The organism is Peribacillus sp. NJ4 (assembly GCF_030348345.1).
Lineage (GTDB): Bacteria > Bacillota > Bacilli > Bacillales > DSM-1321 > Peribacillus.
This window is the reverse complement of record NZ_JAUCFQ010000001.1, coordinates 4,214,613-4,238,136: the sequence shown is the minus strand read 5'-3', so window position 1 is coordinate 4,238,136 and position 23,524 is coordinate 4,214,613. Positions and strand designations below refer to the sequence as shown.

At 39.5% G+C, this 23,524-nt stretch carries 27 protein-coding genes; 17 read left to right on the top strand and 10 right to left on the bottom strand.

Annotated features, from left to right (window positions below):
• Positions 1–16 precede the first annotated feature (16 nt).
• From QUF94_RS21095 to QUF94_RS21065, 7 genes are all read left to right on the top strand, one after another.
• Positions 17–1,300: a metallophosphoesterase family protein gene (locus QUF94_RS21095; RefSeq protein ID WP_289317551.1), complete on the top strand. Its 1,284-nt coding sequence runs from the start codon at positions 17–19 to the stop codon at positions 1,298–1,300.
• A gap of 21 nt (positions 1,301–1,321) precedes the next feature.
• Entirely contained in the window at positions 1,322–4,342 is a 3,021-nt protein-coding gene (locus QUF94_RS21090; protein ID WP_289317550.1) for an ATP-binding protein, read from the top strand.
• 41 nt (positions 4,343–4,383) lie between these two features.
• Entirely contained in the window at positions 4,384–4,791 is a 408-nt protein-coding gene (locus QUF94_RS21085) for a hypothetical protein (protein WP_289317549.1), read from the top strand.
• 303 nt (positions 4,792–5,094) lie between these two features.
• Positions 5,095–5,919 (top strand): ABC transporter ATP-binding protein, encoded by an 825-nt coding sequence (locus QUF94_RS21080; RefSeq protein ID WP_289317548.1) that lies wholly within the window; start codon positions 5,095–5,097, stop codon positions 5,917–5,919.
• On the top strand, positions 5,912–6,610 hold the full coding sequence (locus tag QUF94_RS21075; protein WP_289317547.1) for a (2Fe-2S)-binding protein: 699 nt from the start codon (positions 5,912–5,914) through the stop codon (positions 6,608–6,610). The genes QUF94_RS21080 and QUF94_RS21075 overlap by 8 nt, the downstream gene beginning before the upstream one ends.
• Before the next feature lie 174 nt (positions 6,611–6,784).
• Complete coding sequence (yhaM, locus tag QUF94_RS21070) at positions 6,785–7,723, top strand: 3'-5' exoribonuclease YhaM (protein WP_289317546.1); 939 nt, start codon at positions 6,785–6,787, stop codon at positions 7,721–7,723.
• Positions 7,724–7,822: 99 nt separating this feature from the next.
• Positions 7,823–8,005, top strand: coding sequence for a sporulation YhaL family protein (locus QUF94_RS21065; RefSeq protein WP_053344914.1), 183 nt, complete (start codon positions 7,823–7,825; stop codon positions 8,003–8,005).
• Positions 8,006–8,060: 55 nt separating this feature from the next.
• Here the strand turns inward: QUF94_RS21065 and QUF94_RS21060 are convergent, their stop codons facing one another.
• Positions 8,061–8,927 carry a peptidylprolyl isomerase gene (locus QUF94_RS21060; protein WP_289317545.1) on the bottom strand — a complete coding sequence of 289 codons (867 nt, stop codon included), beginning with the start codon at positions 8,925–8,927 and terminating at the stop codon, positions 8,061–8,063.
• A 199-nt stretch (positions 8,928–9,126) separates the two neighbouring features.
• On the opposite strand from QUF94_RS21060, the gene QUF94_RS21055 reads away from it, so the two are divergent.
• Together QUF94_RS21055 and QUF94_RS21050 are read left to right on the top strand one after the other, a co-directional pair.
• On the top strand, positions 9,127–9,210 hold the full coding sequence (locus QUF94_RS21055) for a YjcZ family sporulation protein (protein ID WP_285767821.1): 84 nt from the start codon (positions 9,127–9,129) through the stop codon (positions 9,208–9,210).
• 185 nt (positions 9,211–9,395) lie between these two features.
• Positions 9,396–9,479: a YjcZ family sporulation protein gene (locus tag QUF94_RS21050; RefSeq protein ID WP_076367288.1), complete on the top strand. Its 84-nt coding sequence runs from the start codon at positions 9,396–9,398 to the stop codon at positions 9,477–9,479.
• Between the two features lie 112 nt (positions 9,480–9,591).
• On the opposite strand, the gene QUF94_RS21045 is transcribed toward QUF94_RS21050, so the two are convergent.
• Both QUF94_RS21045 and QUF94_RS28905 read right to left on the bottom strand, forming a co-directional pair.
• Positions 9,592–9,774 (bottom strand): hypothetical protein, encoded by a 183-nt coding sequence (locus QUF94_RS21045; RefSeq protein ID WP_034314696.1) that lies wholly within the window; start codon positions 9,772–9,774, stop codon positions 9,592–9,594.
• 108 nt (positions 9,775–9,882) lie between these two features.
• Positions 9,883–10,269: a DUF3267 domain-containing protein gene (locus QUF94_RS28905; RefSeq protein WP_353957710.1), complete on the bottom strand. Its 387-nt coding sequence runs from the start codon at positions 10,267–10,269 to the stop codon at positions 9,883–9,885.
• A 394-nt stretch (positions 10,270–10,663) separates the two neighbouring features.
• Between QUF94_RS28905 and QUF94_RS21040 the strand changes: the two genes are divergently transcribed.
• The gene (locus QUF94_RS21040; protein WP_289317544.1) at positions 10,664–10,990 is read left to right on the top strand and encodes a DUF1878 family protein; all 327 of its coding nucleotides are present in this window, start codon (positions 10,664–10,666) and stop codon (positions 10,988–10,990) included.
• A 2-nt stretch (positions 10,991–10,992) separates the two neighbouring features.
• Here the strand turns inward: QUF94_RS21040 and QUF94_RS21035 are convergent, their stop codons facing one another.
• Both QUF94_RS21035 and QUF94_RS21030 read right to left on the bottom strand, forming a co-directional pair.
• Positions 10,993–11,571: an HTH-type transcriptional regulator Hpr gene (locus tag QUF94_RS21035; protein WP_289317543.1), complete on the bottom strand. Its 579-nt coding sequence runs from the start codon at positions 11,569–11,571 to the stop codon at positions 10,993–10,995.
• Positions 11,572–11,760: 189 nt separating this feature from the next.
• A complete protein-coding gene (locus tag QUF94_RS21030; RefSeq protein ID WP_289317542.1) occupies positions 11,761–12,123 on the bottom strand; it encodes a YtxH domain-containing protein in 363 nt (120 codons plus the stop codon).
• Between the two features lie 291 nt (positions 12,124–12,414).
• Here QUF94_RS21030 and yhzF point away from each other — a divergent pair, with 291 nt between their 5' ends.
• Positions 12,415–12,618: a membrane protein YhzF gene (yhzF, locus tag QUF94_RS29135; protein WP_483313667.1), complete on the top strand. Its 204-nt coding sequence runs from the start codon at positions 12,415–12,417 to the stop codon at positions 12,616–12,618.
• A gap of 100 nt (positions 12,619–12,718) precedes the next feature.
• On the opposite strand, the gene QUF94_RS21025 is transcribed toward yhzF, so the two are convergent.
• From QUF94_RS21025 to QUF94_RS21015, 3 genes are all read right to left on the bottom strand, one after another.
• Complete coding sequence (locus tag QUF94_RS21025; protein ID WP_289317541.1) at positions 12,719–13,237, bottom strand: tryptophan transporter; 519 nt, start codon at positions 13,235–13,237, stop codon at positions 12,719–12,721.
• A 126-nt stretch (positions 13,238–13,363) separates the two neighbouring features.
• On the bottom strand, positions 13,364–14,467 hold the full coding sequence (gene serC / locus QUF94_RS21020; RefSeq protein WP_289317540.1) for a 3-phosphoserine/phosphohydroxythreonine transaminase: 1,104 nt from the start codon (positions 14,465–14,467) through the stop codon (positions 13,364–13,366).
• A gap of 252 nt (positions 14,468–14,719) precedes the next feature.
• Entirely contained in the window at positions 14,720–15,142 is a 423-nt protein-coding gene (locus QUF94_RS21015; protein ID WP_289317539.1) for an HIT family protein, read from the bottom strand.
• Between the two features lie 666 nt (positions 15,143–15,808).
• On the opposite strand from QUF94_RS21015, the gene QUF94_RS21010 reads away from it, so the two are divergent.
• From QUF94_RS21010 to QUF94_RS21000, 3 genes are all read left to right on the top strand, one after another.
• A complete protein-coding gene (locus tag QUF94_RS21010) occupies positions 15,809–16,552 on the top strand; it encodes an ABC transporter ATP-binding protein (protein ID WP_289317538.1) in 744 nt (247 codons plus the stop codon).
• The gene (locus QUF94_RS21005; protein ID WP_289317537.1) at positions 16,545–17,753 is read left to right on the top strand and encodes an ABC transporter permease; all 1,209 of its coding nucleotides are present in this window, start codon (positions 16,545–16,547) and stop codon (positions 17,751–17,753) included. The genes QUF94_RS21010 and QUF94_RS21005 overlap by 8 nt, the downstream gene beginning before the upstream one ends.
• Positions 17,754–17,858: 105 nt before the next feature.
• Positions 17,859–18,563 (top strand): EcsC family protein, encoded by a 705-nt coding sequence (locus QUF94_RS21000; protein ID WP_289317536.1) that lies wholly within the window; start codon positions 17,859–17,861, stop codon positions 18,561–18,563.
• 28 nt (positions 18,564–18,591) lie between these two features.
• On the opposite strand, the gene QUF94_RS20995 is transcribed toward QUF94_RS21000, so the two are convergent.
• Entirely contained in the window at positions 18,592–19,803 is a 1,212-nt protein-coding gene (locus tag QUF94_RS20995) for a M20 family metallopeptidase (protein ID WP_289317535.1), read from the bottom strand.
• Positions 19,804–19,896: 93 nt separating this feature from the next.
• On the opposite strand from QUF94_RS20995, the gene QUF94_RS20990 reads away from it, so the two are divergent.
• Positions 19,897–20,520 (top strand): phosphatase PAP2 family protein, encoded by a 624-nt coding sequence (locus tag QUF94_RS20990; RefSeq protein WP_289317534.1) that lies wholly within the window; start codon positions 19,897–19,899, stop codon positions 20,518–20,520.
• Between the two features lie 135 nt (positions 20,521–20,655).
• Here QUF94_RS20990 and QUF94_RS20985 read toward each other — a convergent pair whose 3' ends face one another.
• Complete coding sequence (locus QUF94_RS20985; RefSeq protein ID WP_289317533.1) at positions 20,656–21,171, bottom strand: antibiotic biosynthesis monooxygenase family protein; 516 nt, start codon at positions 21,169–21,171, stop codon at positions 20,656–20,658.
• Between the two features lie 270 nt (positions 21,172–21,441).
• Here QUF94_RS20985 and hemE point away from each other — a divergent pair, with 270 nt between their 5' ends.
• Together hemE and hemH are read left to right on the top strand one after the other, a co-directional pair.
• Entirely contained in the window at positions 21,442–22,485 is a 1,044-nt protein-coding gene (gene hemE, locus QUF94_RS20980) for a uroporphyrinogen decarboxylase (RefSeq protein ID WP_289317532.1), read from the top strand.
• 78 nt (positions 22,486–22,563) lie between these two features.
• Entirely contained in the window at positions 22,564–23,499 is a 936-nt protein-coding gene (hemH, locus tag QUF94_RS20975; RefSeq protein ID WP_289317531.1) for a ferrochelatase, read from the top strand.
• The last annotated feature ends 25 nt before the right edge of the window (positions 23,500–23,524 follow it).

The window sequence follows — 23,524 nt, the reverse complement described above, 5'->3', positions numbered from 1 at the left end:
ACGTATTAAAATAATAATGAATGGGAAAGTATGTTCTATTCATGGTAAAATTAAATGTGAAATGTTTATAGAAATCGAGGTGATACTTTTGAGCGGTGTAAAGTTCATTCATGCGGCGGATCTCCATTTGGATAGTCCCTTCTCAGGGTTGAAGGATTTGCCTTCAACTATATTAAAGGAATTGAGGGAAAGCCCGTTTAAAGCGTTTCAAAATATCATTAATGAAGCAATTTCCCATCAGGTTGACTTTATCGTGTTATCGGGGGATCTGTTTGATGGGGAAAATCGGAGTCTCCGGACACAGGTCCGCTTTCGAAGGGAAATGGAAAAACTTCAGCGACATCAGATCCCTGCCTATATCATCCATGGTAATCATGATCATCTCAGCGGCTCATGGATTACTGTGGAGCTACCGGATAATGTCCACGTATTTTCAGGGCAAACCGAAGTGAAACTGTTTGAAAAAATCGGTGGGACGACTGTTCACCTGTATGGATTCAGTTATCCACGCCGTCATGTAAGGGAGAGAATGATTGAAACCTACATAAAAGCCGAAGGGGCTGATTATCATATTGGTCTGCTTCATGGGAATTTGGAAGGCAATTCCGAACATAGCCCATACGCCCCTTTTTCATTGAAGGAACTAGCTGCTAAAGACTTTGATTACTGGGCATTAGGCCATATCCATAAGCATCAGGTAGTTTCAGAAGATCCGCTAGTGATTTACCCAGGAAACATTCAAGGCAGGAACAGAAAGGAGTCTGGCGTTAAAGGGTGTCTGCTCGTCGAACTTGACGGGGACACGAAGCGCCATACCTTTATTGAAACCTCGGAAGTGATATGGGAAAGTGAAACAATTGAAATATCCGCGGATGGTGGATTTGATGCCCTGTTCAAGCAATGCAAGGAAGTGATTGAAAAGAAGAGTTTCGATGGGAGAAACTTTCTTTTGGAAATGAAGCTGGATGTTGGGGACGCAGCAGACGCTTTTGGGGAATATCTTGGGGAATTGACCCGGATTTTGCAGGAAGAGGAGCAGGGTGAATCGTTTGTATGGGTGTATAAAATAAAAGTCATCCAGTCCATGCCAATGTTTAGGTCCAATGAAAGGATATCGCCATTTATGGCTGAGGTATCGATGCTTGCCTCTGAATTTGATGATACGGAGGCTGCTCTGGCCCCGCTTTATAATCATCCGGGTGCAAGAAGGTTTCTTGATTCAATTGAGCTGAAAGAGCAGAGGGAGCTTTTGGAAGAAGCGGAAAGATGGCTTTTGCATGTGTTTGAACCGAATAAATGAGTGTAGGGAGGAGGAACGGCTTTGATTATTAAAGACCTCCATGTTTATGGTTACGGCAAACTGGAAAATCAGCGTTTTCCTGAATTGGAACAGCTGCAGATATTCTTTGGGGAAAATGAATCAGGCAAGTCAACCATTATGTCCTTCATTCATAGTATGCTTTTTGGTTTTCCAACAAAGGTTCAAAATGAACCGCGTTACGAGCCTAAAATGCATGCCAAATATGGGGGAAGGCTTAGTCTCATAACAAAAAAAGATGGGGAAGTCATTATTGAACGAGTGAAGGGAAAAGCTACTGGAGATGTGAAATTGACCTTCGAAGATGGAAGGGTTGGCGGCGAGGAAGAACTGAATGAGATTCTCCATGGCGTGGATAAAAACTATTACCAATCCATTTTTTCTTTCGACCTTCAAGGTCTGCAGGGTTTACATACACTAAGTGAAGGGACCATGAGTAAATATCTTCTTTCCGCTGGGTTGATTGGAAATGATAAACTTCTTGAAGCAGAAACGAAATTGCAAAAAGAGCTGGATTTAAGGTTCAAGCCATCAGGCCAAAAACCTCAGCTGAATGTGAGAATAAAAGAACTTAAGGAATTGCAGAAAAAAGTAAAAGCTTCAGAAGAAGAACAGCAGTCGTATACGTCATTACTTCAGGAAGAGGCAAAGCTTAAGGAGGACCTTTCTGAAATCACGGAAGATATTCAAGAGATTGAAGAAACACTTGTTAACATGAATACTTTTTTGCGAATTAAACCCTTGGTTGAAGAACAGGGGAAACTTGAAACTGGAATTGGTAAAATCAAGGATGTGAGTTTTCCTGTTGATGGTTTAAAAAGGCTTGAACAGTTACAGGCAGTCGGAATGCCCATGAAAGCCCAACTGGCCGCATTGACGGATAAAGTGGCCAAACTTGAGGGGAATCTCACGGAAATCGAAATCAATCCGTTCATCAAGGAAAATAAAGAGCAGATTGAACATGCGATCGATCAAGGATCATTGCTGGAGAAGCTCGAGCTGGATATAAGAAAAGCGGAACATGAAAGGCTGATGGAAGAAAAGAATATCGAAAAGGTGAAACAGGAATTATTCTTGGATGTTTCTGATGATGAAATAAGAAAACTTGATATCAGTACATTCATGAAGGAAAAGGTCAAAAGGGCGGAGCGGGAAAAGCATCGACTTCAAAATGATAAAAAACAGCTTGATGAGAAATATGGACTTCAAAAGGGAAGTCTGGAAACGTCAGAAGCCCGCTTGAAGGAGATAAAGGTCCAGATAATGCCAGAAGAAAAAAGAAAAGAACTGGAAGCCTTATACACCAAGCAGCATAACACCGAAGTTGAAGCAGCCAAAAGCCATATTCTTGATGAACAAATACTTGAAGTTGAAAAGCAATTGGCATTACAGAGGAAGAAGGCAGCGCATCACCGCAAACGTGCACGTATAATGAATGGCAGTTTGATGGTCCTTCTATGTGTAGGTGCGATCGGAAGTTATTTCAGTGAACAGATTTTGGTGGGAATTATACTTCTGGCCATGGCTGTTCTGTTTGCGGTTTCCAGGTCTCTCTTCAAAGGAGATGATATATTGTCCGGGTATATCCGGCAATTGGATGAGCTGAAAAGGAAAAGGGCTACAATTGGGAGTGAAACCAATAGAGTGAGTGAAGGAGAGTCGATGGGACAGTTGCTTGAACTGGACCAACGACTTCAAAGGCGGCTTGAAAGTGAAAGGTTCAAATATGAAGAAAGGGAGGAAGCGTTTGAATCGACCATTCAGGAATATGCCGCATGGGAAGCTGGCAGGGACCGATTGGATAAAGAGGTGAGAGGCATTTTAAGCGGTTGGGGCCTTTCTTATCCCGGAGTTGATTTCAATCTTGAATCTGTATTTGAACTGCTTGAGAAATGGAAGGAAGCCGTTGACAGGAAATATGAAACGATCAAGAGATACCAATTTCTATATGCTGAGTTTGAAGGTAAATCGAAGGCTTTATTCCATTTTGCACACAGCATTGATTTTGAACCATCAACATGGCGGGAAGCGATTGGGCTTTTGAAACGGGAAATGAATAAGACGGTTGAATTCTCCGTTCAACTAGCACAATGGATGCAGGAACAAAGTCGTTTGACGAACGAAATCGAGCAGCTGACGATGGAAAAGGATTATCTTGATGCGGAAATGGAACAGCTATTTAAGTTAGCGAAGGTCAGGGATGAGGAAGAGTTCAGACATGACGCTGCCTTGTCCGAAAAGAAAGTCACTTTACAAAAACAACTTGATTTGATTATCATTCAAATTGGGCAATCCGGAATGCAGCCAGAACAAATCCAAACATACTTAAAACAAGGGATCACCACATATACATTTGAAAACTTGGAACGGAAACGGAAGGATTCTGTAAAGGTGAAATCACTTTTATTAGAGAAGCAGTCGGATGCGAAGCATAGGATAAAACAGCTTGAAGCTTCAGGGATTCATGATGACTTACTTCATCGTTTTTATGAAGAGAAAGCTGCTTTTAACGAAGAAGCAAAGGAATGGACGAAATTGGCAATAGCCAAAAGCTTATTGAATAAGACTTTGGACCGATATAAAAGGGAACGCCTTCCGAAGGTCATCGCTGATGCCGAGCGGCATTTTGCCTTTTTAACGAATGGGAGCTATCGGAAAATCATCCTTGATCAGTCGGGAGAAGGAATTTGGGTACAGCGCAGTGATGGCTTGAGTTTCAGGGTTGAAGAGGTCAGCCGCGGGACAGCAGAGCAAATATATGTTTCCCTAAGGCTTGCACTTGCTGATCATACTTTTGAAAATGATTCATTCCCTCTCATCATTGATGATAGTTTCGTCAATTTTGATGCGGAAAGGACAAAACGGATGCTTGAGTTATTGAAAAAAGTATCGGAAAAGCGGCAAATTTTCTTTTTTACTTGTCATCGATATGCAATGGAACATTTTACCGAAAATCAAGTAATTCGTCTACCCACTCCCGTATTGCGCCAAAATATGAATGATTTGATCATCCCCGAAATATAATGGGATTTATACTATAAAAAAAGAGAGTGAAGTCATTGAATATGAATGAGTTTGTAAGCCACCATGATTCTTCTTTAGAGTTAATCATCGAAAAGGAGTTTCCTGATAAACGATGTGTTGGGGGAAAATATTCTGCCAAAGGACATACCATCACTTTATATAGTAGAGATATCGAAATTCAGTGTGAACGCTCCCTAGGCTCTCTTGAAAGGCTTGAAGAATATACATGGGTGATTCTCACACATGAGATGGGCCACGCGCTAGACCCCGATCTTGCTGTACTGAGTGAGGAGCTATACAGTACAGAAAAATCAGAAATCCTTTATCAAATAGAGGTCAATGCCTGGAACATCGCAGAAGGTTTAGTCCCTTTTATCAATCAGGATTTATTTACCTTCATTAGAGATGAATCCCTGGCACATTGTACAAATCGCCTGCTGGTCGGATAAAAGGCTCTCCAAATGGAGGGCTTTTTTATTTTCCGCCCAATCTAGTTAGGAGATTTCGACAAAGGATTTCCCGGAGGGGGAGCAAGGACTGAATCGTTTGTAGGGCAAGTTAATACACTGGACTAAATTTTTTAACATTAATGTTTCCAAAGGAAACATCATATCTTTAATCGAGTGTTCACTTTAATGAATCATTTGAGAGGTATGGGCCACGGAGTTTTTGGTTTATATTCTTTTTTTAGATTGACAGTGAGAATCATTTTCATTAAACTGGTATTATTAGACTAAAAGGGGAGTATTTTTATGCGACCAGCTATTAACACACAGTCTTTATCGCTCGGTTATGGTGATAAATTAATAATAAATGATATGAATATAGAAATACCCGATGGGGAGATCACCGTGTTCATCGGTGCTAATGGATGTGGAAAATCAACACTTCTAAGGTCGGTTGCCCGCTTGTTAAAACCTCAATCCGGCTCAGTTTTACTCGAGGGCAAAGCGATTTCAACCATGTCATCGAAGGATGTAGCAAGAAAGATGGCGATTCTTCCACAATCGCCGGTTGCTCCTGAAGGACTTACAGTCTATCAACTTGTTAAACAAGGAAGATATCCTTATCAAAGTTGGTTGAAACAGTGGAGTTCCGTGGATGAAGAAAAAGTTCAAAAGGCAATTGAAGCAACGAACCTGACCGAATTGAAGGATCAGGCAGTCGATGAATTATCGGGAGGCCAGAAGCAACGGGCATGGATAGCGATGACGCTGGCTCAGGATACGGACATCATTTTGTTGGATGAGCCGACTACATATCTTGATATGACCCATCAAATCGAGATTTTGGACTTATTGTTCGACTTGAATGAGTTTGAGAACAGAACGATCGTGATGGTGCTTCATGATTTGAATTTAGCTTGCCGTTATGCGGATAATCTGGTGGCACTTAAAGATGGAGCGATACATGCTCAAGGTCGGCCAGAGGATATCATTACGCCTGAATTGGTGCAGCATGTATTCAGCATGGAATGTCAAATTTCTTTTGATCCAATTTTTGGCAGTCCCATGTGCATCCCGTTTGGTAAAGGCCGATACGCTCAACGTCATATGAAAGCGCTGGCTAATGCATAACCTCTCACCAACTATTGAAAAAGCGCTGAAAGGATATCGCATATCCTTTCGAGATGAAGCCAACGTTTCCAAGACCTTCAATCATGTTGAAGACCTGATTCAGTATGCACAAGCCCGCTCTGGGGCGGAAACGGCAAGAATAGCAATTTCAATGTGGTTCAGACGTTATGCTTTTTTTGTCACGGCACAATTTTACATGTTCAGCAAACATCGGCTTATCTGGGAAGGCACACTTCAGGACATTGGCGTTTTGGATGATCCGGAAGATGAACAGTGGCTTCCGGATTTTTTGCTGAAAAATAACAGGTGGAGCAGTGTTACGGAAAAGGAAAGCTCTTCCGCCCTACATTCCATATTAAGCAGCTTTGGTGCGGATGCCATTCGCTTATTTTCTGGAACCACTAAAATTTCGAAACTTGTACTTTGGGAAAATATTTGGGGCTATACGGTATGGATGTATAGTGAGCTACTGAGGCAGACAGATATAAAGACGCGAGTTGAAAAGGACATTGAAAGGCTGCTTGATGATGAAGTATGGCTGAATATTGAAACGCGTTCCCCTTTTAAACGATTCATTGGGAAAAAAAGTGTTCAGGAATCCATGAATCCTTATAAACGGGTGACATGCTGTTTATATTACCGAATTGAGGGCCATGAAAAATGCGCGTATTGTCCGAACAAGAACTGTTGAGATAGATTCGATTGGAGAGCCAGGCTTGGGTTCAAGCCTGGTTTTCTTGTGGAGAGATAAGTGAACGCAGCTTAGGCTTAACTTTCATTGACTATCACTTATTAACGAAAACTAAACGCACTGACGAGGTTGATATGTTATAATGTTGATATTTAATTGAACGGAGGCAGTCGCATGGGAAATGGGATCATACACTACGGAATTGGTGAAGTAGTAGATATATATATGTACATTAAAACGAGTACAAAAGCGGTTGCAAGTAATGGAAAGCCGTTTTTAACATTGATTTTATGTGATAAAACCGGGGAGATCGAGGCAAAGCTATGGGATGTTTCCGAGGCTGATGAGAAAACATACAGTGCGGAAGCTACGGTGAAAGTTCAAGGGGAAGTCCAGAATTATCGAGGACGCAGCCAATTGAAAATCCGTAATATCAGAATTACTACAGATGCTGATGGCGTCACGAAAGCCGATTTAATTCAAACGGCCCCTTTAAGCCAGGAAGAAATGATGGAAACCATCACTCAATTCATTTTTGAAATGAGGAATCCGAATATCCAAAGGGTGACTAGGCATCTCATTAAAAAATATCAGAATGAATTCCTGACGTTTCCTGCTGCCACCAAGAACCATCATGAGTATATGTCTGGACTCGCCTATCACGTTGTATCGATGCTAGGGCTGGCTAAGGCCATTTCAACCCTATATCCTTCGCTCAATAGGGATCTTTTGTATGCAGGAGTCATTCTGCATGACCTTGGTAAGGTACATGAGCTATCTGGGCCTGTATCGACTGTTTATACAGTGGAAGGGAACTTGTTGGGGCATATCACCATCATGGTAAATGAAGTCGGTAAGGCAGCAGAGGAATTAGGCATTGAAGCAGAAGAAATCATGATTCTCAAGCACTTGATATTAAGCCACCATGGTAAAGCGGAATGGGGCAGTCCCAAACCGCCAATGGTGAGGGAAGCGGAAGTGCTGCATTATATTGATAATATGGATGCCAAGATAAATATGATGGACCGTGCCTTGGAAAAAGTGAAACCGGGTGAATTTACGGAGAGAGTCTTCGCGCTCGATAATCGTTCATTCTATAAACCAACATTTTAATAAAATATGCTTCTTTCCCGACGGAGAAAGAAGCATATTTTTTTTGTTCATGCATATTCTCTAGTAAATGAATAGTAGATTATTAGGGAGGGAATGGACATGCCAATTTGGATCTGGTTCGTGTTTATTGGAATAATTGTCAGTGCAGTCATGTCAATTTGGACAGCTAGGCAGGAACGCCTCATAGATGATGCTTGGATTGAGAAGGAAGGTCAGAAGTACATTGAACGTATGGAGGAAGAGCGCGAGAGGCGTAAAAAGGATATAAATCAGGGAGCATAGCTTGTATGATGAAAAAAAGCGACAGGCCAAAGTCCTGTCGCTTTTTACTATCCAATTATTTTTCAGCTTGAGTTGCTTCACCAGAAGTGAGGGCATCTTTTAGATCTTTATCTTTAATCTTCACGTCCGCTTTTTTGACTTCCGAGTTCAAAATATCTTGAACTTTTGTTTGGTCAATTTGAGCGACTTTCAAATCATATTCAAGATCTTTTTTCATATCTTTGTATGATTCTTTTTCTTTTGTATCAAGAAGTTGGATGATATGGAAGCCATAATCTGATTTAATCGGCTTGCTGATTTCATCTTTCTTCATTTTGTAAGCTTGTTCTTCAAATGCAGGAACCATTTCACCTTGACCGAACCAGCCTAGCTCTCCGCCTTTTTCAGCTGTACCTGTGTCTGTTGAATATTCTTTTGCAAGTTTAGCGAAGTCTTCGCCTTTGTCCAATTTAGCTTTAACTTCGTCAGCAGTTTTTTGGTCTTCTACTAGAATATGTCTCGCTTTGATTTGTGGTTTATAGTCTTCATAAGCTTTTTTCACATCAGCTTCTTTTACTTTAATATCAGCAACGGCTGCTTTTTCTTGAAGCATGCCGATTTTAAGTGCACGTTTAAGATCATCTTCGCTCTTATATCCGGAAGATGCCAGGGCCGTTTCGAAATTTTCACCCATTTGTGCTTTAAGCTCGTCGGTTTTAGCTTTAACTTCCTTATCCGTCACTGTATATTTTTCAGAAAGAACTTTTTCATAAACAAGTTCTTGAAGAACGGTTTCACCATAACGATCTTTCATTACATTGTAAAATTCTTCTTTGGATATATCTCCCGCTTTAGTTTCCACGACTGCTTCCTTGTCGCTGTTGCATGCTGTAAGTCCTATCAGCCCTGCAGTAACAGCAATCGATAATGCCCACTTCTTCATAAAAACAACTCCTAGTTTTAAGTTTCTGGTTTGCTATTTTTCGTATTTCCACAAAATTAACTATAACATATTCTGGTTACTTTACAAAAAATAATATATTGGTGTATGAATAAGAATTTTTTGGAAAATGGGTGAACGCCTACCCAGATAATAAACCATTACATATGATAAATCGAGGACATCAAAAGGAGGTAGCATAATGAGTAATGGATTTAACGGAGGTTTCGCTTTGTTGGTGGTGTTATTCATTTTATTAATAATTGTAGGAGCAGCCTTCTGCTAATCGGTTGCAAAATTAATAATGGAAAGAGCCCACTCCTTTTGCCGTGGAGTTGAATAGGATAGGGTAGCCGCTCAACAAAAAAGATTGAAGTGATTATCAAGCTATGAAAGGAATGGATTCCTTTTGGCGGATATAAGAGTGTGCATGAAATTACCATTACTTAAGAATGGAAAGGAGGAAGATCAATGTCTGGAGGAATAGGTGGAGGCTTTGCTCTAATTGTCGTTCTTTTCATCCTGTTAATCATCATTGGAGCTTCTTGGTGTTAAACTCATAAACAAAAGGCGAAGCAATCAGCTTCGCCCTTTTTCTTTATGTGGATAATGCGCCGGATATCACCAATGTATGTAACAAATGATGGCCATCATTTGTTGCTCATCTCTACGTATACAAAATTTCAATATAGGAGGATAATAACATAATAGTAATTAATACATTAATGGTCCTGAATACTTTTGGCTGCCGGTCTTCAGCAATTTCCTTTTGAATGCATAAAGAGTTTGTCATTCTATTAATATTATAAAGGATCAAAATAGCAAAAATAATAAACCAGAACGAGATCAAAACCTAAAATCCCTCCTTGCAAAACATCATGTATAAATACGATACCAAATTATAATGAAAAAAGATACCTAAAAATCTCATCAGGCATCTTTATGAATAGATAAGAAATCACTTTTGAATAAGTATATCGTATCCTTCGAGGTGTTCCTCGATAAAAGAATGCCTTGGGGAACCAACCAGGTTTTTTATATAAATAAAATCAGATACGCATAATCCTGTGTGCAGGGATAATAAAATAGTGAAATAATGGATGTAATGTGGAAAACTAAGGGCACAACCAATCAATATGACAGACATAATGAAGAAAGGCAACACAAGAATCAAGAGATATAGGTGCTTTCGAATCGGATAATGCACATTGACTTTGCATGTAAGGACAAGATTCCACTTCAAGGACCATGAAGTTTTTACTTTTTTACACAATAATCGTAAAGGTAAATAGTGTAATAGTTTGTGAACAGGATATAATAAGAGTAATAGGCTAAAAAATACCATTGTTTGATCGCCATACAAAACAACATGGGATGAAAAGGCACTTAATAATGTATAGATCAGAACAAAAGACATCAATATAGTAAAAACTGAAAAGAAGATCAGGCGGCAATTCCCATATTGTTTTGCCACGTCAATTGTTTTCCACGAATTCATTTCGAAATCAGCCCTCCAAAGACCGTTGAATATACTTACATACATTACGATGAATGGGTGGAAAAAGCAATGGAATTCTTGGATTAGTTTTAAGATAAAAATCATTTTAGTGTGGAAGCATGCTAAAGGAGTTTAAGGCCGGGTTTTGAACAAAGGACCAGGGCGATCTTAAGCATGAAAATCAAATTGGTTATAAGCCTTATTTGTTAAATTTGAATGATTGATTGGGGATTAATGATGTATGAAAAATATAAATGAAGAAATAGAAATACTCCGTTTTCATCAACGGCTTTTATTAAACTTGATACGCAATCCGGAGGCCAAGTTGGACTTTCTATTTGTGGAAAAAAATTTCACGAAGAAGGAAGCGGAAGAATTATTGGAAACATGTGATATCTTGAGCAAACGCTATGAAATAGAAAAAGCGGAAGGTTACATGAACTTTCGACCGCTTTTTAATCAATTTGAAAGAAAGATTAATCCCAAAATAACCATAAAGGATTGCATTGATGCATGCCTCTCACAAGGTTTATATGTATCTTTCATGAAGGAAATGGATAGAGTGTGAAATTAAACTGGCTCAGTTTCTTTCTCTATCTTTTTTTTGGTGATTTTACCCTCCACGTCAGTAAACTCCTGATCAATGTTATCGAAGGATCGTTCAAAGATTTGCATGAAATCTTCACCGTATATATTACGGATGACAGCCATCATTTCAATCATATCCGGAAACTTCCCATAAAGCTCACGTAGTGGAAGTGCACCTGAGAAAGCAGAGTTCTTACTTGGGTCGTATGTCTCCATTAAATCAAGCAGAAGCTTTTCACCTTCAGGGGTGATTTTTATATACGTATTCCTTTTGTCATTTTCTTTCTTTGAAAATGTTAAAAACCCGCGTTCCTCTAATTTTTTTGAAAAGTTAAATGCCGTAGAAACATGCATGACCCCAAATTTTGCAACATCTGAAATGGAAGAGCCATTAAGATGGTAGGCAATCCAAAGAATATGGTGCTCATTGATATTTAAATCATAGGGCTTAATCCATTGCTGCCAATCTTTTTCAATCGATTTCCATAATGCTTTGCTTAATTGTGCAATTCGTTGACTAAAAATCATTGCTTCTTTCATAGAATAATTTTTATTCTGCATATTATGGGCTCACCTACTTATAAGATTCTATATATTTATTATGACAATAAAATAAAAATTAATAAAGATAATATTTGCGAAATTTTTAGAAAATTTTAGTTTTTTTAAGGAATTCTCCATTTTCCTCCAATAAACCATGTAATTTATTGGGAAAAATGGAGAATCAAGCTTTTGTGATGATGTAAGCTATTAATTTTTCGAAGCAGGAATGACCGTTTCCAATTCTTTTAATGAATTTTCAATTTCTTGAACGTTCTTCAATAATTCATTCTTATTGGGTTCGATTTCCTGCTTCCAGCTCTCGATGACGACCTGGACATCCGAAATGAAGGTTTTTACCGTTTCTTTGCTGATTTCTGTAGCTTCCATCGTGTCATCTTTAATATTTAGCATTTTTACCTTTAATTCATCAATTATATTCTTAATTTCGTCCGTATTCGTTTTGATGCGAGTCCGTAAGTCTTTACCTGAACTTGGTGTAGAAAGTAAGGTTGCTGCACCTGCTACGACTGTCCCGGTTAAAAAGCCAATTAGTAATGATTTTGCTTTCATTAGGATCACCTCATTTTATAATATTGTTTTCGCTTTACATGGTCGGAATCCCTGCTGTAAAAATCAATTGGAAATTATGATAAATAGGGATAGAAATACTATTGATATCAAAATACCATAATTTTCATTCTTATGGAAGCATATCGACCATTTTATCTTTATATCACAAAAATATTTTTTTAAACTTATATAGTAAATATATAATATTTAAAAATAACTTGAAGCTTTATTCAAAATGCTTCATATAAAGGAAAGAGCGGCATATAGATAGTAAAAACAAGCTGTCGGAACATGGATGGCACTGGTGGGTTAATAATGAAAATCATTTTTTTATTAGGCCTTATATGCCTGTGCGGAATGGGGTATTTTCTAAGGAAGGCGAAAACTCCGGGCATCTATCCGCCAAAGAGGGTGCTCCAGGCTAGAGCCTTCGCTATGGGTCTTCCCGGGGTTTTACTGCTTTTCATTTGGTTTATGTTGATATTGATTCATTGACCCTTGGAGGATGAGTCTGACTAGAATCCCAGATTCATAAGATTGGAAAAAAAAAGCACCGGACATTCCGGTGCTTTTTTAAGTATGATGATCCTGCTGCTTAAGCATTAATGGGTATATTAGATTTTCTTACGATGCCGTTCACAATTGGATAAATAATGACCATCGCAACTGTATTTAGCAGTACGGCAGGAAGTACAACAGCGCCGAAAAGTGCAACGAAAGGACCTGGAAGGGAAACGATATAATAAGCCGAACCAAGGAAGACAGCGCCGGAAATGATTGTTCCTACGGCAGTCAAAATACTAACGGTGACAACGGATGTTGAAAACTTCTTAAGACTGATGAATAAAAGGTAAAAAAGAAAGGCTGTTGCCAATTTGTCTATGATATTTGGAATCTGTCCTCCAGGAAATGTAGTTGTCATGGCAGAGATGGCTCCAGCAGCCAAGGCAACAATGAATACATTTTTCTTCGCGGGAAACAGTGCAATCGCCAAAAACATCATCAACAGCATCATATCCGGTTTCATTCCAAGGAAGAATCCAGGAACGATAAAATGCAGGGCAGCCCCAATCCCGATTAATAGGGACAGTGACACAAGGGTTTTCGTTTTCATTTACTCATCTCTCCTATTCTCATCTCAACTAACATCTTTTCTTCAACAATGCACTATTGCCTGTTGCAAGAAGTTTAAAACAGTATATCATAAGACCTATTTTTTTAGAAGTTATATTTGTTCGAATTAAAGGATTTTAGCTTCCTGCGCTTTATACGATTCCTGGAATTTCTTCATGAAATCGGCAAGGTCCTGGCAATGGGATAGAGGGACAGCATTATAGATGGATGCTCTGCAGCCACCGATGGAACGGTGACCGTTCAGTCCTACGAATCCGGCTTGCTTCACTTCTTTAAGGAATTGAACTTCAGCTTCTTCAGACGGAAGCGTGAAAGTTACATTCATTAATGAACGGCTGTCCGGTAAGGCATGGCCTTTATAAAAACCATCGCTGCCGTCGATCGCATCGTAAATGACTTTTGCCTTTTCTTCATTGATTTCAGCAATTTTTTCCACGCCGCCCTGTTCTTTTGCCCAATCCAACACAAGGGACAATAAGTAAATGGCCAATGTCGGAGGGGTGTTGTATAAAGAATTATTTTTTGAATGGATAGAATAGTTCATCATGGATGGGATTGTTTCATTATCCGTTATTAAATCTTTACGGATGATAACGACTGTGATTCCCGATGGTCCTAGATTCTTTTGTGCACCTGCATATATGATTCCGAATTTACTGATATCAATTTTTTTGCTGAGAATATCACTTGACATATCAGCTACTAAAGGAACGTTGCCTGTTTCGGGGAAATCCTTCCATTGCGTTCCGTAAATCGTATTATTGCTTGTGATATGAAGATATGCAGCATCATCATTCAATTCAATGTCTTCGACTTTAGGGATGAACGTATATTTTTCATCTTTGGATGAAGCTACAACTGACGTTTTACCTACCTTCTTGGCCTCTTTTAATGCTTTTTCCGACCAAGAACCAGTGAGAACATAATCTGCTCTTTTTCCATCATTCAAAATGTTCATTGGAATCATGGAAAATTGCAGGCTTGCTCCTCCTTGCAGCAGAAGAACTTCATAATTTTCAGGAATTTCCATAAGGTCTTTTAATGATTGAATGGCATGGTTATGAATTTTTTCAAATTCCGAACTTCTATGGCTTAATTCCATGACGGACATGCCGGAATCCTCAATATTCAGCCATTCGTTTTGGGCTCTTTGTAAAACTTCTAAGGGGAGGGCGGCTGGCCCAGCGTTAAAATTGCGTGCACGTTTCAATTTTTTTCCTCCTATACGACTATGTGATAAAGTATTTGAGACTATTCATATATCCTACCAGAAAACTAAATTCAATAGGAGGAAAATTAAGAATTTTAAGTGACAATTCATTTTAATGATGGCCAAAGTAAAAGGTCCTGCACTTTGAGTGAGGACCAATTGTATTTCGTACAACCAGCACTTGGAAAAAGTTCAGTTGCTAGACTATAAAGTATATGAAAGGAAGGGGCTAAAAACCTTACTATTCCCGTCTCATTTTAAATGCTGGGCAATGGAGTCAGCGATTTGTTTCAGGTCATCAGGTGTATAGTCGCTGGTATTCGTTTTCCAAACAGCCCCAAAGCCGTCACCTTCTCCATGTCGCGGAATTAAATGCATGTGAAAATGGAAAACGGACTGTCCTGCGGCTTCACCATTATTATTTAAAAGATTCAGGCCTACAGGTTGGAATTCCTGTTTCACGGCGCGGGCAATTTCCGGCACCACTTCAAAAAGATTCTTGGCTATTTCAGGTGTTAACTCATAAAGATTTTCCTTATGTACTTTAGGAATTACCAGGGTATGGCCTTTTGTTACTTGACTGATATCGAGAAAGGCCAGTACATGTTCATTTTCGAAAACTTTGGTACTTGGAATTTCCCCATCGATTATCTTGCAAAAAATGCAATCACTCATTTAAAACGCTCCTTTTAGAAGTTAATGTATTTGGTTAATCGTACCATAGCATGAATCCTTGGGAAAAGGAAAAATCATAAAAACAGGATGCAACATTAAGTTGCACCCTGCCTGTTCGAAAAAGGGGGTTTTGCTTCAAAAATTCGCATTAGCATAAATTCTCTGCGACAAACACCTCATCTACATTGGAGTAAAATATGGTTATTATCTGTTTAGAGATTTTCCATTCAAAGCAACCATCTCCTATATCTTTAAAGTTTCATCAACTTTCAAAGCATAATTGATAATTATTGAATGATTTTTCTGCTTTTACGTGCAAGAGAACCATCTCCTTGCTCGAAACGATTTTTTTAAATGAAGCTTCTGGTTTTTAATTCAGTTATACGTCTTTAACTGACACCTCATTTACAAATATGATGTAAATCATTTGTAATAAAACTTTTGGGCATTTCAGTGTAATACGTCTTTAACTGACACCTCATTTACAATATGATGTGAATCACACGTAATGACTAACCCCTTCTTCCTTATTTATGATGGCCACCAAGCAGGAAAATTATAATTAGTTATTTATGGAAATTTTAGCCCGGGAACACTCGACTATATAAAAGCAGGAGAATTTGCTAAAATGGAAATAAGAACCTCTATATAGAAAGGATCGTTTATATGTCCTTATTGGAAATCAAGCAATTAGTGGGCGGATATACGAAAACGCCCGTTTTAAAAGGAATAAGTTTCGACATTCAACCAAATGAGTTAGTAGGGTTAATCGGGCTTAATGGGGCTGGGAAAAGTACGACGATCAAACATATCATCGGTCTCATGGAGCCAAAAGGCGGAAGTGTCTCGATTCATGGTAAAACACTGGCCCAAGACCCGGATACATATCGTAAACAATTCACTTATGTTCCAGAAACACCAATCTTATATGATGAGCTGACACTCGAGGAGCATTTAAGGCTGACGGCCATGGCTCATGGTTTGGCGGAAGCGACCTATAAAGAAAGGATGGACGCTCTGTTAAAGGAATTCCATATGGAGAAAAGACTCAAATGGTTTCCGGCCCATTTTTCAAAAGGAATGAAGCAAAAGGTCATGATAATGTGCGCCTTTTTAGTACAGCCGTCTTTATATATCGTCGACGAACCCTTTGTGGGTCTTGATCCATTAGGCATTCAATCCTTGCTTGATTTGATGAGGAAAATGAAAGAGAGTGGAGCGGGAATTTTAATGTCCACCCACATACTGGCAACAGCCGAGCGGTATTGTGATTCCTTCATCATCCTGCATAATGGAGAGATTCGCGCAAAAGGCAATCTTGAGCAGCTTCGTGAACAATTTTCCATGCCGGGGGCAACTCTTGACGATTTATATATTCAATTGACGAAAGAAGAAATTGGACATGAATAGTCAAAATCTCTGGAAGGAAAGATATTTAGGCTATATAAATGAAACGCAAAAATATCTTCGCTATATTTTTAACGGCCATCTGGTTTTTGTCATGGTATTGGTCCTTGGTGGTTTAGCTTATTATTACAGTGATTGGGTGAAGACTTTAGACCGTGATTTCCCGGCTGAATTGATCATGGCTTTTGTTTTATCGCTCCTGGTAACCAGAAGCCCGATAAATACTTTTTTGAAAGAACCTGATACGGTATTCTTGCTTCCGCTTGAAACGAATTTGAAAAGCTATTTCAAGAATTCATTGGTATTAAGTTGGGTCATGCAGGGCTTTATCCTGTTGGTTGTCCTAATTGCATTTATCCCGATGTATACAAAGGTTACGGGTGCAGGCGGTAAAGACTTTGGGATCATCCTGGTTGTTTTGCTTATTTTGAAGTTTTTGAATTTAACCATGCGCTGGCAGGTATTGAAATATCAGGATCCATCAGTGAGCCATTGGGACTCTATCATCCGCTTTTTACTTAATGGAGTGATGCTCTATTTCATCTGTTCAAGGGCAAATATCCTGTTTGCACTTATAACCATTTTATTATTGTTAGGGCTTTACATGTATTACCGAAGCGCAACTAAAGGTTTTGTGTTGAAGTGGGAACGACTGGTTGAACTGGAAAACAAACGGATGAATTCTTTTTATCGAATAGCGAACATGTTTACTGATGTTCCCCATTTGAAAGGGAAGGTAGCAAGAAGGAAATGGATGGACTGGCTTTTATCCTTCATTCCGTATGGTGAAAAATCAACTTATACCTATTTATACGCCCGTACTTTGTTGCGATCCAATGATTATGTGGGCCTTTGTTTTCGTTTAACTATCATTGGTTCCGTGATTTTAAGTGTATTCACTAATATATGGGCACATTTGATTGTGACTTTCATGTTCCTATTCATGACAGCCCTTCAACTGCTGCCTGTTTGGAAGGCTCATGAATGGAAAGTGTGGGTCTCACTGTATCCATTGCCAGCAAAAATGAGAGAATCTGCAGTCATAAAGCTAATTTCCTATTTCCTATTATTTGAGGACCTGGTCTTTTGCATGGTCCTGCTAGTGAAAGGGGAATGGATGTCCGCTTTAGCGGCTCTGGCAATGGGTCTTGTTTTCTTATTCGGTTTTAAAAATTATGCAACAAAGAAAATTAAAAACTTTTAAGCAGGAGCTGATTTTTCAAAAAATCAGCTTTTTCTTTTAAGTAATGAAAATTGAAAATAAAAGCCTTTAAAGGGGTATATACATATTTAACGGAGGTGTTAAAAGATGGATGAATATGAGCAAAAGGCATTATTGGAACTAGTAACATGGAAAAAGAAAGTAGCTAAGAAATCGGGCAGGTTTGAGCGGATGTCCAAAAAGGCGCAAAACAAAATGAACAGTTATATTCCAGCCCGAGTGCATAAAATGATTACTGATAGTATTAAAGGGATGATAGAGGCAGTATTATCCGGTTCGAAATATATGTCTAAAGAAAAAAATGTAGTGCTTCTATCCTTGCAGCAAAAAGAAGAATGGGTTGCGGAAACTGTAACGGCATATCGGAAAACCGCCGTTATAGAAGGTGTGGGAACCGGAGCGGCAGGGCTTTTAATCGGATTGGCTGATTTTCCTTTACTGCTAAGCATCAAGATGAAGTTATTATTCGAAATATCCCGTTTATACGGTTTCGATCCAAATAATTATGAGGAACGCCTGTTCATTCTCCATATCTTCCAGATGGCGGTTTCAAGCGAGGAAAAAAAGCTGGAAACATTAAGGGTAATAGAAAAATGGGATTCGGGGAATTTACCGGAAATAGACTGGCAAGAATTTCAGCAGGAATATCGTGATCACATCGATGTCATCAAAATGTTCCAACTCGTCCCGGGATTTGGGGCAGCTGTCGGTGCATATGCAAACCATCATTTGCTGGAACAGCTTGGGGAGACTGCTGTCAATTGTTACCGAATCAGACTGCTTAAAGAGTAAGGGACGGCGAAAACCCGTCCCTTTACCATTACCGCAATAAAGATTCATTCACCTTTGGAGATGGTTGTTCCTTATTATGATAGGTTACAGCTGCCGTGCCCAAAATTTTGGCTGCAATGAGCATCGCTTTTTCATCGATGTCAAACAAAGGATGATGATGCGGATATGTATGTTCATTTTTTGGCCTGGCCCCTGTAAAGAAGAATGTACCTTTCACATTTTGTAAATAATAAGAAAAATCTTCACCTGTCATATCCGGGTCAATTTCCTCTGTAACCAGAACTTCCTCGATGGACTCAGTGCTTTCGATGAGGAATGTAGTTTCCTCATCGTGTGGGATAACAGCTGGATAACCTTGAATGTATTGATATTCATAGGTGCAGTCTGCAGCTAGGCAGGTTCCTTTAACAATACGCTCTATTTCCTCGCTTATAAATGAACGGACATCTTCCTTGAAAGTACGGACGGTCCCGATTATTTTAGCCTTATCTGCAATGACGTTAAATGCATTATCGGCTACAAAGGAACCGACGGTAATAACTGCAGAATCTATTGGGTTAAGGCGGCGGCTTACGATTTGCTGTAGTGCCATGACTAGCTGGGAGCCGACTACGATTGCATCGCGGGTTTTATGCGGCTGGGCTCCATGTCCACCCTGGCCTTGAATGATGATCTCAAATCGGTCAGCTGCAGCCATAAGAGGTCCATAAGCGTATTGGACCGTTCCGGTAGGGGCTGTAGCCCATAAATGGGTGCCAAAAATTACATCCACCCCATCAAGGCAGCCGGCCTCGATCATCGGTTTGGCGCCACCTGGAGCATATTCTTCAGCATGCTGGTGGATAAATATATATTGACCTTCCAGCTCATCCTTCAGTTCATTAAGGTTTTTTGCAAGGACGAGGAGAGTCGCTGTATGGCCATCGTGTCCACACGCATGCATTACCCCGGGTACGGAAGATTTATAGGAAACTTCTTTTTCATCTTGAATGGGCAAGGCGTCGAAATCAGCACGCAATGCTACCGTTTTACCAGGCTTACTGCCTGTAATCTTGGCAATAACACCATTACCGCCTACATTTGTCTGATGTTCGATTCCGAGTTTTTCATAATATTCAGCGATGAAGGCCGCTGTTTGGGTTTCTTGAAAAGAAAGTTCAGGATGTTGATGAAGATAACGCCTGATGGAAACCATTTCTTCATATGAACCATCTAGAAGTCTGTGTAATCGATGTATCATTTTGCACCTCCCAATGATTGGTTTAATTGTAAATAGTATATCATATTCAGAATAATCAAAAGTAAATTAAATACCTCGAGGAGAGTTATATCTATGATTAAATATTCCTGGATCGTTGTGGTTTTGCTTTGCTTGTTGCTATTCTTTTTTTTGATGCATGAAGTCCAGAGTGAGAAGACTTTAGCGTTCGATACATATATTGCAGAACTTTTTGCCGTGAGTGAGAATACTTTTTCATTCACTTTCTTCAAATTCATCACATATCTTGGGAAATCCAAAGTCATTGGTTTTGGAAGCTTACTATGTGTCCTATATTTATGGGTAATAAAGAAGGATTATTTGACCATGGCCGTCTTCTCTATCGGAGTGTCTGGGGGCGATGTTTTAAACAGGTGGATAAAAAATCATATTCAAAGAATGCGGCCTGAAAATCATTTGATGGAGGCAGGTGGCTTCAGTTTTCCAAGCGGCCATGCAATGGTCGGCCTTATTTTTTTTAGTATGGTTACTTATTTCATCATAAAAGAAGTTAAGGGAAACTCATTGAAATGGGTAGTGGGAATAGGTTTCGTTTGTCTGGTTCTGCTAATAGGGGTCAGCCGGATCGCTATGAACGTTCATTTTCCAACTGATATCTTGGCAGGTTATGCATTAGGAGTCGCATATAGTTTAACCTTGTTTAATTTGTATAAGTTACTTAGGAGGAGAGTCATTTGAAAAAGGATTCATAGATGAAATATATGTATATATCCGTTGCATTTCCCCGGAAATAAAGAAGGAATTTGTCGGATTGCGATTATTTCTAAGAGGCCCATCCTTGAGAGGATGGACCTTTTATTGAGCAGGAATGGATCATTCTTCGGAATCCTTCACCAATGTATACTGCGTTACATAGGCTTCACCTGAAAACATCTTCTGGCTGGAATTCGTAACTGGAGCTTTGGAGTCGCTGTTATGCGCTTTTTGAAAGGAACTGGAGTTCTTCCAGTTCAGAAAATCAGCTTGTTTCTCCCAAATCGTTAAGATTACATAAGTTTCAGAGTTGATGGGCCGCAGGACACGAAGGGCGACGAAACCTGGTTCATTTTCTATGAATCCGGCCCTGTTTTTAAAACGATGTTCGAATACCGGTCGTCCTTCTTCACTGACAGGGATATTGTTCATGACTACATAGCCATGATCTTGAAGGTTTCCTTTCCCATCGACTACTTCATATTTACGTGGCGAGCTAAAGATCGTTTTACCTGATGTTTCATGTAAAAGGACTGTAGTGTCAGGGTTTTGCATAAGTAATATTTTTTCCTTCGGGTGCTTATCTTTTTTGATTTTCAAAAAATCGTAAGTGCCTGATGTGATGAATACATTCATAAATTCCCCTCCAATTTCTATATAGTACCTGTATACCCATTTTACCCAATGAATCGTGCTTTTACCATTTCCAATCAAACCATTGGACTTGGAAACCGGTAAGATTTTTATAAAAACGTCGATTTTCTGACAAATATATAGGTTGGCTATACTTCTATTATATAAAAAGCTATAGTTTAAGGAGATTCGATTTGAAATTCAACATCCTTCTGATATTCTAGGTAAGTATGAATGAAAATAGAAACGTGATTGCTTGAAAGGTGGATATTAATGTCTAAGGAAATTACGAATGATACATTTTTAAAAGCTGCGAGAGGAGAGAAAACGGATCATGTGCCTGTTTGGTATATGCGTCAGGCTGGCCGTTCACAGCCGGAATACCGTAAACTGAAAGAGAAGTACTCCCTATTCGAGATCACTCATCAGCCGGAATTATGCGCTTATGTGACTAGATTGCCAGTTGAGCAATATGATGTAGACGCTGCGATTTTATATAAAGATATAATGACACCGCTACCAGCCATTGGTGTCGATGTCGATATTAAGTCGGGAATCGGTCCAGTAATTTCCAATCCGATCAAATCAGTAAAGGATGTTGAAAAATTGGGTGAATTGAACCCAGATGAAGACATCCCTTATGTGTTGGACACGATTAAATTATTGACCACGGAGCAATTGTCCGTTCCTTTGATTGGTTTTTCCGGTGCACCATTCACCATTGCTTCATACATGATTGAAGGCGGCCCTTCCAAAAACTACAATAAGACGAAAGCATTCATGTATTCCGAGCCAGTGGCCTGGTTTGCTTTAATGGATAAGTTAGCGGATATGATCATCATCTATGTCAAGTCCCAAATTAAGGCTGGCGTTAAAGCCGTCCAAATTTTTGATTCATGGGTGGGTGCATTGAACGTTGAGGATTACCGCGTATTCATCAAGCCAATCATGACTCGTATCTTTTCTTCATTACGTGAAGAAAATGTACCACTAATCATGTTTGGGGTCGGTGCTAGTCACTTGGCACTGGAATGGAATGACCTTCCGATTGATGTAGTCGGTCTGGATTGGAGACTTCCGATTACAGAAGCAAGACAAATGGGAATACAGAAAACGGTTCAAGGTAACCTTGATCCTGCACTGCTATTATCATCATGGGATGTTATAGAAGAACGGACGAAAAGGATCCTGGATCAGGGCATGGAACAGGATGGCTACATCTTTAACCTTGGACATGGGGTTTTCCCTTCCGTAAATCCGGAAACACTGAAGAGACTGACCGCTTTCATTCATGAATATTCATCAAAAATGAAGTAAGGTGAACGAACCATTTGCTAAAAATCCTTAATTGGATGCACAATAAAAGAACGAAATCTTTAAAAGAGGTGTAATTTCATGTCAAGAAAAAAAATGGGCCTTCTAGTCATGGCTTATGGTACTCCGTACACTGAGGCGGATATTGAAAGATATTATACACATATTCGTCATGGGAGACGACCAAGCGACGAATTGATTGCCGATCTAAAAGGCAGATATGAAGCGATCGGTGGATTATCCCCGCTTGCAAAAATAACGGCGGGACAAGCTGAAGCCCTTGAAAAGCAATTGAATTCCGTTCAGGAAGAAATTGAATTCAAGGCATATCTGGGACTGAAACATATTGAACCTTTTGTTGAAGACGCAGTGAAACAAATACATGATGATGGAATCAAAGAAGCTGTCAGTATAGTATTGGCACCGCATTTTTCAACATTCAGCGTGAAGTCTTATAATGGACGTGCACAGGATGAAGCCGCTAAATTGGGTGACATGACCATCACTTCTGTTGAAAGCTGGTATGATGAGCCGAAATTCATTCAATATTGGGTAGATCAAGTAAAAGGTGTAATCGGGAAAATGACCTCGGAAGAACGCGATAATTTCGCTTTGATCGTTTCTGCACATAGTCTCCCTGAGAAAATCTTGCAATCTGGAGATCCGTATCCAAATCAATTGAAAGAAACTGCAGACATGATTGCTGAAGGCGCGGGTGTCACCAATTATGCAGTAGGCTGGCAAAGCGCTGGACAAACACCTGAACCATGGCTTGGGCCGGATGTACAGGATTTAACCAGAGATCTTCATCAAGCAAAAGGGTATAAAGCTTTCATTTATATTCCTGTAGGCTTCGTGGCCGAGCATCTTGAAGTCCTTTATGATAACGATTATGAATGTAAGGTTGTGACGGAAGATATTGGTGCAGCTTACTACAGGCCGGATATGCCCAATGTTAAACCTGAATTCATCGATGCTTTGGCCACAATCATTTTAAACAGATTACAGGAAAAATAGTTATATGGGATATTCAGTTTAACCA